This window comes from Mesorhizobium sp. M4A.F.Ca.ET.022.05.2.1 (assembly GCF_003998845.1).
Classification (GTDB): domain Bacteria; phylum Pseudomonadota; class Alphaproteobacteria; order Rhizobiales; family Rhizobiaceae; genus Mesorhizobium.
This window is the reverse complement of record NZ_RZOJ01000214.1, coordinates 1-10197: the sequence shown is the minus strand read 5'-3', so window position 1 is coordinate 10197 and position 10197 is coordinate 1. Positions and strand designations below refer to the sequence as shown.

Sequence of the window (10197 nt, the reverse complement as noted above, 5' to 3'; positions counted from 1 at the left end):
CCATCGCCGATGCCGTGCGCGCGCCGGTCATCGCCTCGGGTGGCGTCGGCACGCTCGACCACATGGTGGAAGGCATTCGTGACGGCCATGCGGGTGCCGTGCTTGCCGCCTCGATCTTCCACTTCGGCACTTACACCATCGCCGAAGCGAAGGCGCATATGGCCAGGGCCGGGCTGCCGATGCGGCTGGACTCGCCGGTTCAACGGGCTTAAACGGCGAAATGACTGAGTTTTCGCTGTCCGATCTGGAAAGAACCATCCGGGAACGCGCCCATTCCGGCGATCCGGACTCGTGGACGGCGAAACTGTTTGCCAAGGGCATCGACAAGGCGGCGCAGAAGCTTGGCGAGGAAGCCGTCGAGACGGTGATCGCAGCCATCCGCGGCGACAGGCAGGGCCTCGTTTCGGAAAGCGCCGATCTTATATATCATTGGCTGGTCGTTCTCGGCATCGCCGGCGTGCCGCTGGGCGAGGTGCTGAAGGAGCTAGAGGGCCGCACCGGCCGCTCGGGCGTTGCCGAAAAGGCGTCGCGGCCCAAGGGCTGACCGCGAGGGAGGGCAGGAAACTCGATGGATCAGCTTGCTCCTACCGAGAAATACTCCCCCTATCGTTTCTTCTCTGCCGAGCAATGGTCGCAGTTCCGCGCCGACACCCCGCTGACGCTGACCGAGGACGAGATCGACCGCTTGCGGTCGCTGAACGACCCGGTCGATCTCGAAGAGGTCAAGCGCATCTACCTCTCGCTTTCCCGCTTGCTCTCGGCGCATGTCGAGGCAAGTCAGCTCTTGTTCCGGCAGCGCCAGGCCTTCTTCAACGCGCAGGACGTGGTCAAGACGCCGTTCATCATCGGCATCGCCGGCTCGGTCGCGGTCGGCAAATCGACCACGGCGCGCGTCTTGAAGGAATTGCTGGCGCGCTGGCCATCGAGCCCGAAGGTCGATCTCATCACCACCGACGGTTTCCTTCTGCCCAACGAGATCCTGCGCCGCGACAATCTGATGGAGCGCAAGGGCTTTCCAGACAGCTACGATGTCGGCGCGCTGCTCCGGTTCCTGTCCGGCATCAAGTCGGCGCAGCGCAATGTCCGCGCGCCGGTCTATTCGCACCTGACCTACGACGTCATTCCTGGCGAATTCGTCACCATCGACAGGCCGGACATATTGATCTTCGAAGGCATCAACGTGCTGCAGCCGGGCAAATTGCCGAGGGACGGCAAGATCGTGCCTTTCCTGTCCGACTTCTTCGACTTCGCCATCTACATCGATGCCGACGAGAAGCTGATCCACCAGTGGTACATCCAGCGCTTCATGCGGCTGCGCGAAACCGCCTTCCGCAATCCGGACTCCTTCTTCCACCGCTATTCGCAGCTGTCGGAGGATGCGGCGCGCGCCATCGCCGAAGGACTGTGGACCAACATCAACCTGAAGAACCTGCGCGAGAACATCCTGCCGACGCGGGCGCGGGCCGATCTCATCCTGCGCAAGGGCGCCAACCACCTGGTCGAGGAAGTGGCCCTGCGGAAGCTGTGATCCGCCTCGCTGCGAGCGTGCTCGCTGTTCTTCTTGCCAGGCTCCGAAAGTCAGGCGGATTCCAGAGGATCAGTAGACCGGCCGTCCAGGAAGCCTAATCGTTTCACCCGTCCTGACTTTCCGCAGGCCCACCAGATGGCGAGCGCCGCCGGAATGGCGACGATCCCATCCATCGCGTAGTGCCATCCGAGGTGGATCGAGCCGAAGAAGATCAAAGCGCCGAAGGCCAGCATGGCGTGACCGAACCTGCGATCGATGGAGTATGCGGTAACCACAAACAGCGCCGCCTGCGCGTTGTGCATGCTGGGCATGGCGGAAATGCCGCCGGGCAGGTCGACCTGGCCGGTATAGACCTGCCAGAGGAAATCCCTGGTCAAGTTTGACGACAGCGGATAGCTGGCGGCGACGTCGTCAAGGTAACTCATGAGACCGGCATAGGGCGAGGGTGTTCCCGGCACGACGTCCGCGAAGTAGCAAGGCCCGGCCGAGGAAAAGATGGTCGCCATGACCAGGCCGATCAGGATCCAGGAGGCGACGGTCGCCCGCCAGTAGCGGACGCGGACCGCTTCCGGGACCCGCGGGCTGGCGAGCAGGCCCGCCCAGAACAGGAAGACCATCGGCACCCACAAGGTATAGGTGATGTCGAACACAAGGGTGATCCATGGCATGCCGACCATCGGCTGGAGGATTTGCCAAGGTTGATAGCCGCCCAGGAGAGCCGAATCCCAGCGGGAGAAGGTTTCGTCCCATTGGAAGGGAGCGACAACCGGTATCATCGTCTTGTTATAGAGGAAGGCCGCCATGAAGAGCGCCAATATGGCGCTGGCGTAGAAATACCGCGCAAGCATGCTCGACAGCAGCAAGGCTTTCAGGCTCGCCGCCGCGAAGCTGACCGGGGACTGGTGACGGCCCTGCACGAGCGCGCGGAAACAGATCCAAACGACAATGGCTGAGCTCAGCAACAGAAAGGAGTGCCAGAGGCGGCCTGCATACTCCAGTACATGTTGCAGGATCGAATCACCCCTGATCGTCGCGACCAGCATGGTGACAAGGACGAACGCGGCGATCGTCCCGTAAAGCGCCGCATTGCGGCGGTTCTCTTGCAAGAGCCACACCGGAAACCGGGCTGACCGCAAGAAATGCTGCCCTATTTCGGTAGAAGACATGGAGAGGACGATACCCCGAGCAATCGTTGCCCCCGGTATGGCATGACGTCTTTTAAAGAATAGTAAGTTCGAAATTGAAAATACCGCTTCAGGAATGGCCGCGTCTTTTCAGAAACTTCAAATTTTATGGATCTGCAAGTGAGGAACCATCCTTGCCGGCGATCCCGAGGGAACTCATCTTGGCAGCTTGCGAATAGACGGCCGAAACCATGGCTGGCCGCGACGGCGCATCCTCGCCAGCGTCAAGAAGCCGTGACGACCGCCTCTGGCCGATTGAGGGTGGCGGTCTGCATATCCAGCGCCGGTCGGGGATCGGCGGGGATCAGTTTGCGCGCGATGGCATAGACGACGAGCGTCACGGCGGCGCTGACATAGCCGTCGATCGCATAGTGCCAGGCAAGGTAAACCGAGCTTACCGCGACAAACACGACATAGAGGAACGCCAGCGCACCAAGACGGCGGTCGTACTCGCGCAGGAACAGCGCGTTGAGCATTGCCAGGCCGACATGCACGCTGGGAAACGCCGATATGCCCGAGGCGAAACCCGCCTGCCTGGCCTCGTGCAGCGACCAGAGATACTGCTGATAGGTAACAGCGGAATTGCGCGATGCGGCCCCATGGGCCAGGAACGCCAGCTGTTCGCCGAATCGGGCCACGTCGCCCGTCACCGCGCCGTAAAATGCCGGACCAGCCGACAGGAACAGGGCGGCCAGCACATTGCCGACGATGATCCAGACCGCCATGAAGCAGGCCAAATAACGCGTTCGAACCGATGCCGCCATGGGCGACGTCGCGACAAAGAACAGGGCGCCGAAATTCAGCAGGAACCAGAAAACGTTGTAATTCCACTCGACTACGGTGCGAACTAGATCATTTTCAGCTACCGCGTAAAGCCAGCGCCACGGATCAGCGCCAAAATGCAGGAAGGCGTCGATGTTGGCTTGCGCCACGTCGAATGGAAAACCGCCCTGCCAGACCGGCATGCCGTTTTTCACCGAGGTGAATGTGCCCTGGAAGATCATGAGCGCCATGAGAAGGCACAAGCCGGAGGCCGAATACGCCAACCGCGAGGTGGAAAAGATCCGTCCTGCCGCAAGGCGACGCCGGGTATCAAAGCGGCGTACAATGACAAGCAGGTCGATAAGGATGGCAAAAGTGGGCAGTATAAGACAGTTCAGAAAGGTCCATCGCCCGAAATATATTGAATATGCCGCCAGGTCGGCGGCGCCTATCGCGTTAAGAAACACCAGGCCGGCCAAAGTATAGATCACAATGCACAGATAGAGGGCCGAATCCCTGCGAACGATCTGGGCCGCTCCCCTCAATATCATCGGCAGTCTATGGAAGGCCAAACTGATATCTGTCATCGTCCCGACCCCGACGGCAATGCCTTGGCGTCTCTAGAGCGGTTCAGCGCCTATGGAATCGCTGACCCGCCCTAGGGTATTTGTTGTGACGCAATTCCGGACGGAAAACCGCTGCGCACTTTTCCTGGAATTGCTCTAGGAGAAAAATCTGTAGATTCGGTTAGCGCGCGGGCATCGTCACTCGCCGCAACGTCAGATTGATGCGGCCGCCATTCTTCAGCAGGGCCGAGGTCGACGGGTAGATGCGGTCGACGCCGTGGAAGCAGAGGCGGCCTTCGCCGCCAAGCACGACGACGTCACCGCTTTTCAGCCGAAATGATTTGGTGCCGCCATCGCGCGTCGTCTGGCCGACCCTAAACTGGCAATCGTCGCCCAGCGACACCGAGACAACGGGGGCGGAAAAGTCCTGCTCGTCGCGATCCTGATGCAGGCCCATCTTGGCGTCGCTCGAATAGAAATTGACGAGGCAGGCTTCGGGCGGATGCGGATAGGCCGCCACCTCACGCCACAATTGCAGCAGCTCATCGGGAATCGGCGGCCATGGCAAGCCCGACACCGGGTGGGTCGGCTGGTAGCGATAGCCGCGCTCCTTGTCAGTGACCCAGCCGAGCGGGCCGCAATTGGTCATGCGCACGCTCATTTCCTTGCCGGTGCGCGGCATGGCCGGCACGAACAAGGGCGCGGCCTGCACCACCTTCCTGATCTCTTCGACCAGCGCTTCCTGCGCCGGGCGCGGCAGGTAGCCGGGCATATGGCGGACACCCTTGGGCAAAACGAGCATGGATTTCCGTTCGATCCGGTTAGCGCGCCCGAGCATGCCACCAATGGGGAAGGACGGCGACCCGAAAGCGGCTGTCGCGGTTTCTGCGCCGGCTTAACCTCAGTCGTTGTCCACCCGGGCGCGCAGCTTCTTCACCGTGGAACGCCCGGCCTTGGTCTTGAGACGTCGCTCGACGGCGCCTTTCGAAGGCTTCGTCTTCTTGCGCGGCGGCGGCGGCGGCTCGGCCGCCTTGGCGACCAGCGCGGTCAGCCGCGCCCGCGCATCGGCCCGGTTCTGCTCCTGGGTGCGGAAGCGCCCGGCCTCGATGACGACGACGCCGTCCTTGGTGGCGCGCTGGCCGGCAAGCCTCAGGGTACGTTCGCGCACGCGCTCGGACAGACCCGCCGCATTCGCCGCATCGAAGCGCAGCTGCACGGCGGTGGCCACCTTGTTGACGTTCTGACCGCCGGGGCCCGAGGAGCGGATGAAATCCTCGTGCAAATCGGCCGGGTGGATGACCGCTTCGTCGGCGATGATGATCTTGTCGTCGGCATTCATGCGCGCAGTCATGACGCGGCAGCGCAAAAAAGAAAAGGCCCGGCGGAAGCCGGGCCTTTGACGGCGGTAACGTGCCCGACGTTACTCGGCTGCCTCCTGCAGGCGCGGCGCGGCGCCCATGACGGTCGCGTCGACATGCTCCTCGAACTTCTCGAAATTGGCGGCGAACATGCCTACCAGCCTGGCCGCCTGCCGGTCATAGGCCGGCTTGTCGGCCCAGGTCGAGCGGGGATCGAGGATGGCGCGGTCAACGCCGGCAACCGCCACCGGCACCGCAAAGCCGAAATTGGCATCGGTGCGGAAATCGGCGGTCTTCAGCGAACCGTCGAGGGCGGCGGCGAGCAGCGCCCGCGTCACCTTGATCGGCATGCGGCGGCCGGTGCCGTAGGCGCCGCCGGTCCAGCCGGTGTTGACCAGCCAGCAGTCGGCGCCGTGGCGGGCGATCAGCTCGCGCAGCAGGTTGCCGTATTCGGACGGGTGGCGCGGCATGAAGGGCGCACCGAAGCAGGTCGAGAAGGTCGCTTCCGGTTCGGTGACGCCTTTTTCGGTGCCGGCGACCTTGGCCGTATAGCCGGAGAGGAAATGATACATGGCCTGCGCCGGCGTCAGCCTGGCGATCGGCGGCATCACGCCGAAAGCGTCGGCAGTCAGCATGATGATGTTCCTGGGATGGCTGGCGCGGCCGGTCTTCGAGGCATTGGGGATGTAGTCGAGCGGATAGGCGCAGCGCGTGTTTTCGGTCAGGCTGCCATCGTTGAAATCCGGCACGCGGTCGGCGCCGAGCACGACATTTTCCAGCACCGTTCCGAAGCGCTGCGTGGTGGCGAAGATTTCCGGCTCGGCCTCGGCCGAAAGCCTGATCGTCTTGGCATAGCAGCCGCCTTCGAAATTGAAGATGCCGTGCGGGCCCCAGCCATGTTCGTCGTCGCCGATCAGCGTGCGCGAGGGGTCGGCAGACAGCGTCGTCTTGCCGGTTCCGGAGAGGCCGAAGAACACGGCCGCGTCGCCGGCCGGACCTTCATTGGCCGAGCAGTGCATCGGCATCACGCCCTTCGCCGGCAACAGGTAGTTGAGCGCGGTGAACACCGACTTCTTCATCTCGCCGGCGTACGAAGTGCCGCCGATCAGCACGATCATGCGCGTCAGATCGACAGCGATCACCGTCTCGGTGCGGGTGCCGTGGCGGGCCGGATTGGCGCGGAAGGACGGCAGGTCGATGATCGTCATCGCCGGCACGAAATGCTCAAGCTGCGACGGTTCGGGCCTGATCAGGAGATTGCGGATGAACAGCGAATGCCAGGCGAATTCGGTGATGACCCTGGTCGGCAGCTGCAGGTCGGTGTCGGCGCCACCGACCAGATCCTGGACGTAGAGGTCCTTGTGCGCGGCATGAGCACGGAAATCGGCAAGCAGCGCATCGAACTGGGCCGGCGACATCGCCTTGTTGTTGTCCCACCAGACATGCGGCTCGGTGGCGTCGTCGCGGACGACGAATTTGTCCCTGGGCGAGCGCCCCGTATGCTGGCCGGTCTCGGCGACCAGGGCGCCATCCGCGGTCAGCCTGGCCTCGCCGCGGCGCATCGCCTCCTCGTAGAGCGCGGCGGCGCCGAAATTATAGCGCACCGTGCCCGTGGTCTTAAGGCCGATCGCGTCTATCGCGCAGGCGGGGTTGCGTGTGCCGGCTTCCGACATCAAATGCTCCTCTCTGGATTTGCCGCGTCTGACCGGTGGATTTCCGGAGCCCGGTAGGGGCTGAGTGGCTCAGAACCAGAAAAGGCAAATGATATCAAATCATTAATCGATTTAAAAAATTTGAAAGTTGTTTAAATCGTTTATATGTGCAAAAAATCACAGTGGTTGCCCAAAGGATTGGCAAACGTTGTTCGTCCAATCCGCGTAGGGGTGCGAATGCGGCCGCCGGCACGCTGTGCGTGACACTGCGCGGAGCCTATGCCACATTTTGTACCTAATTTGTCCTGCAAAAGCCCCTTCTCGACGAAAGAAGGGACAGCTCATGAGGGAGCCGCTTGAAATGGCAACAATCGCGCTTGTCGATGACGACCGCAACATTCTGACATCGGTGTCGATCGCCCTCGAATCCGAGGGCTATCGCGTCGAAACCTACACGGATGGTGCGTCTGCGCTGGAAGGCCTGGCGGCTCGGCCGCCGAATCTCGCCATCCTCGATATCAAGATGCCGCGCATGGACGGCATGGAACTCTTGCGCCGGATGCGCCAGAAATCCGACCTTCCGGTCATCTTCCTGACCTCGAAGGACGACGAGATCGACGAGCTTTTCGGGCTCAAGATGGGCGCCGACGACTTCATCCGCAAACCGTTCTCGCAGCGCCTTCTGGTCGAGCGGGTGCGCGCGGTGCTGCGGCGCACGAGCGCGCGCGAGGCGGCCGCCAAGCAGCCCAGCCAGCAGGCCCGCTCGCTGGAGCGCGGCCAGTTGGTCATGGACCAGGAGCGGCATACCTGCACCTGGAAGGGCGAGCCGGTGACGCTGACCGTCACCGAATTCCTGATCCTGCATTCGCTGGCGCAGCGGCCCGGCGTGGTAAAAAGCCGTGATGCGCTGATGGATTCGGCCTATGATGAGCAGGTCTATGTCGACGACCGCACCATCGACAGCCACATCAAACGGCTGCGCAAGAAGTTCAAGGCCGTCGATGATGACTTCGAGATGATCGAAACCCTTTACGGAGTCGGGTATAGGTTCCGCGAGGCGTGAATAGGGAATGGGCAGTAGGCAGTGGGGATTAGTCGCTAGTCAGTCCTGAATGGCACCCCCGCGGGCACTCATAGATCGCCCCGGTCCCAGCCAAGCATTTGTCTACTGCCTACTGCCTAACCCCTACTCACTAAACAGGACCTGCTATTCGATGGCAGTCGACGTAGAGCGGAACAGAAGGGCGGGCGCGGTCAGGCGGCCGTCCAGGATGCTGCCGTCATTCCTGTCGAGGATCACGGTGCCTATGCGCCGTTTCCTCGGCCATCACATCTTCTCCAGCCTGACCCGCCGCATCCTGTTCCTCAACCTTGCCGGCCTGGCGGTGCTGGTCACCGGCATCCTCTACCTCAACACCTTCCGCGACGGGCTGATCGACGCCCGCGTCGAAAGCCTGATGACGCAGGGCGAGATCATCGCCGGCGCGATCGCGGCCTCGGCGACGGTGGAGACCGATTCGATCAGCATCGATCCGGAAAAGCTGCTGGAGCTGCAGGCAGGCGAGAGCCTTGGCCCTGGCTCCGACCAGCTCGACAATCTCGACTTCCCGATCAATCCCGAACGCGTCGCCCCGGTGCTGCGGCGGCTGATCTCGCCGACGCGCACACGCGCCCGCATCTATGACCGCGACGCCAATCTGCTGCTCGATTCGCGCCATCTCTATTCGCGTGGCCAGATCCTGCGCTACGACCTGCCGCCGGTCGACGATGAGCAGCCGGGCCTTGTCGAGCGTGTCGAAAAGTTCGTCTTCGATTTCTTCCGCAACAAGGACCTGCCGGTCTATCGCGAACAGCCGGGCGGCAACGGCGCGGCGTTTCCGGAAGTGGTCAAGGCGCTGACCGGCAGCCCCTCGACCATCGTGCGCATCAGCGAGCAGGGCGAGCAGATCGTCTCCGTCGCGGTGCCGATCCAGCGTTTCCGCGCCGTGCTCGGCGTCCTGATGCTGTCGACGGAAGGCGGCGACATCGACAAGATCGTCGCCGCCGAGCGCAAGGCGATCCTGCGCGTCTTCGGCATCGCGGCGCTTGTCACCGCCATCCTGTCGATGCTGCTCGCCTCCACGATCGCCAATCCGCTGCGCCGGCTGTCGGCTGCCGCGGTCAGGGTGCGGCGCGGGGTGAAGAGCCGCGAGGAGATCCCCGATTTCTCCGACCGCCAGGACGAGATCGGCAATCTGTCGATCGCCGTCCGCGATATGACCAACGCGCTCTATGCCCGCATCGAAGCGATCGAGAGCTTCGCCGCCGACGTCTCGCATGAGCTGAAGAACCCGTTGACGTCGCTGCGCAGCGCCGTGGAAACGCTGCCCTTGGCGAAGAACGAGAATTCGCGCGCGCGGCTGATGGAGATCATCCAGCACGATGTCCGCCGCCTCGACCGGCTGATCACCGACATTTCCGACGCGTCGCGCCTCGATGCCGAGCTCGCACGCGAGGATGCGGGAACGGTCGACCTGAAGACCTTCGTCACCGATCTTATCGCGGTTTCGCGCGAAACGACGCGCAACAAGAAGGCGGTCGAGATCGAGCTCAAGGTGGCCAAGCTGCCGCAAGGCGTCAAAGGCTATGTTGTCGTCGGCCACGATCTGAGGATCGGCCAGGTGATCACCAACCTGATCGAGAATGCCCGCTCCTTCGTTCCCGATGAGCATGGCCACATCACCGTCTCGCTGGCGCGCGCCGGCAAGCTCAACATCATCACCGTCGACGACAACGGACCGGGCATCCGGGCCGACAACATCGACCGCATCTTCGAGCGCTTCTACACCGACCGTCCGGCCGGCGAAGCCTTCGGCCAGAATTCGGGCCTCGGTCTGTCGATCAGCCGCCAGATCGTCGAGGCGCATGGCGGCACGCTGACGGCCGAGAACATCCCCGGCACCAAGCCCGGCGAGATCAAGGGCGCGCGCTTCGTGGTAACGCTACCGGCCGAAGGTTGATCGCTGACGCAGTCATGCCAGAACCTGCCGCAAAGCCTGAAAACATCCACGGAACCGCGATCCTGATCGGCGAGCGCGGCGTCCTTATCACCGGAGCGTCCGGCGCCGGCAAGACAACTCTGGCGCTGACGCTGATCGACCATTGCCG

10 protein-coding genes and 1 pseudogene are annotated in these 10197 nt (G+C 62.8%); 6 read left to right on the top strand and 5 right to left on the bottom strand.

Translation table 11 applies throughout. The annotated features are described in order from the left end of the window. The 3 genes from EN745_RS21515 to coaA all read left to right on the top strand — a co-directional run. Nucleotides 1–212, top strand: a 212-nt coding sequence (locus EN745_RS21515; RefSeq protein ID WP_245487784.1) for a HisA/HisF-related TIM barrel protein, incomplete at its 5' end; no start/stop codon positions are given. A gap of 8 nt (nt 213–220) precedes the next feature. Continuing rightward, complete coding sequence (locus tag EN745_RS21510; RefSeq protein WP_126057107.1) at nt 221–544, top strand: phosphoribosyl-ATP diphosphatase; 324 nt, start codon at nt 221–223, stop codon at nt 542–544. A gap of 24 nt (nt 545–568) precedes the next feature. Then, a complete protein-coding gene (gene coaA, locus EN745_RS21505; RefSeq protein WP_126057108.1) occupies nt 569–1528 on the top strand; it encodes a type I pantothenate kinase in 960 nt (319 codons plus the stop codon). 50 nt (nt 1529–1578) lie between these two features. Here coaA and EN745_RS21500 read toward each other — a convergent pair whose 3' ends face one another. The 5 genes from EN745_RS21500 to EN745_RS21480 all read right to left on the bottom strand — a co-directional run bounded on the left by EN745_RS21500 (nt 1579) and on the right by EN745_RS21480 (nt 7071). Further along, a complete protein-coding gene (locus tag EN745_RS21500) occupies nt 1579–2634 on the bottom strand; it encodes a phosphatase PAP2 family protein (RefSeq protein ID WP_189363114.1) in 1056 nt (351 codons plus the stop codon). Between the two features lie 302 nt (nt 2635–2936). Next, nucleotides 2937–4061, bottom strand: a complete 1125-nt coding sequence (locus EN745_RS21495; RefSeq protein ID WP_127422206.1) for a phosphatase PAP2 family protein — start codon at nt 4059–4061, stop codon at nt 2937–2939. 160 nt (nt 4062–4221) lie between these two features. Then, nucleotides 4222–4842, bottom strand: coding sequence for an alpha-ketoglutarate-dependent dioxygenase AlkB (locus EN745_RS21490; RefSeq protein ID WP_126057111.1), 621 nt, complete (start codon nt 4840–4842; stop codon nt 4222–4224). A 99-nt stretch (nt 4843–4941) separates the two neighbouring features. Continuing rightward, nucleotides 4942–5379, bottom strand: coding sequence for an alternative ribosome rescue aminoacyl-tRNA hydrolase ArfB (arfB, locus tag EN745_RS21485; protein ID WP_126059277.1), 438 nt, complete (start codon nt 5377–5379; stop codon nt 4942–4944). 81 nt (nt 5380–5460) lie between these two features. After that, nucleotides 5461–7071, bottom strand: coding sequence for a phosphoenolpyruvate carboxykinase (locus tag EN745_RS21480; RefSeq protein WP_127422205.1), 1611 nt, complete (start codon nt 7069–7071; stop codon nt 5461–5463). A gap of 340 nt (nt 7072–7411) precedes the next feature. Between EN745_RS21480 and EN745_RS21475 the strand changes: the two genes are divergently transcribed. The 3 genes and pseudogenes from EN745_RS21475 to EN745_RS37120 all read left to right on the top strand — a co-directional run. Further along, complete coding sequence (locus tag EN745_RS21475) at nt 7412–8113, top strand: response regulator transcription factor (protein ID WP_126057113.1); 702 nt, start codon at nt 7412–7414, stop codon at nt 8111–8113. A gap of 151 nt (nt 8114–8264) precedes the next feature. After that, the gene (locus EN745_RS21470) at nt 8265–10049 is read left to right on the top strand and encodes a sensor histidine kinase (RefSeq protein ID WP_126057114.1); all 1785 of its coding nucleotides are present in this window, start codon (nt 8265–8267) and stop codon (nt 10047–10049) included. Between the two features lie 14 nt (nt 10050–10063). Beyond that, nucleotides 10064–10197 (top strand): annotated as a pseudogene (locus EN745_RS37120) (HPr kinase/phosphorylase); the annotation flags it as partial.

Excerpts from the sequence above, each read along its gene's own strand:
- arfB (WP_126059277.1), bottom strand. The coding sequence starts at position 5,379 with ATGAATGCCGACGACAAGATCATCATCGCCGACGAAGCGGTCATCCAC.
- coaA (WP_126057108.1), top strand. The coding sequence starts at position 569 with ATGGATCAGCTTGCTCCTACCGAGAAATACTCCCCCTATCGTTTCTTC.
- EN745_RS21470 (WP_126057114.1), top strand. The coding sequence starts at position 8,265 with ATGGCAGTCGACGTAGAGCGGAACAGAAGGGCGGGCGCGGTCAGGCGG.
- EN745_RS21510 (WP_126057107.1), top strand. The coding sequence starts at position 221 with ATGACTGAGTTTTCGCTGTCCGATCTGGAAAGAACCATCCGGGAACGC.
- EN745_RS21475 (WP_126057113.1), top strand. The coding sequence starts at position 7,412 with ATGGCAACAATCGCGCTTGTCGATGACGACCGCAACATTCTGACATCG.
- EN745_RS21490 (WP_126057111.1), bottom strand. The coding sequence starts at position 4,842 with ATGCTCGTTTTGCCCAAGGGTGTCCGCCATATGCCCGGCTACCTGCCG.
- EN745_RS21495 (WP_127422206.1), bottom strand. The coding sequence starts at position 4,061 with ATGACAGATATCAGTTTGGCCTTCCATAGACTGCCGATGATATTGAGG.
- EN745_RS21480 (WP_127422205.1), bottom strand. The coding sequence starts at position 7,071 with ATGTCGGAAGCCGGCACACGCAACCCCGCCTGCGCGATAGACGCGATC.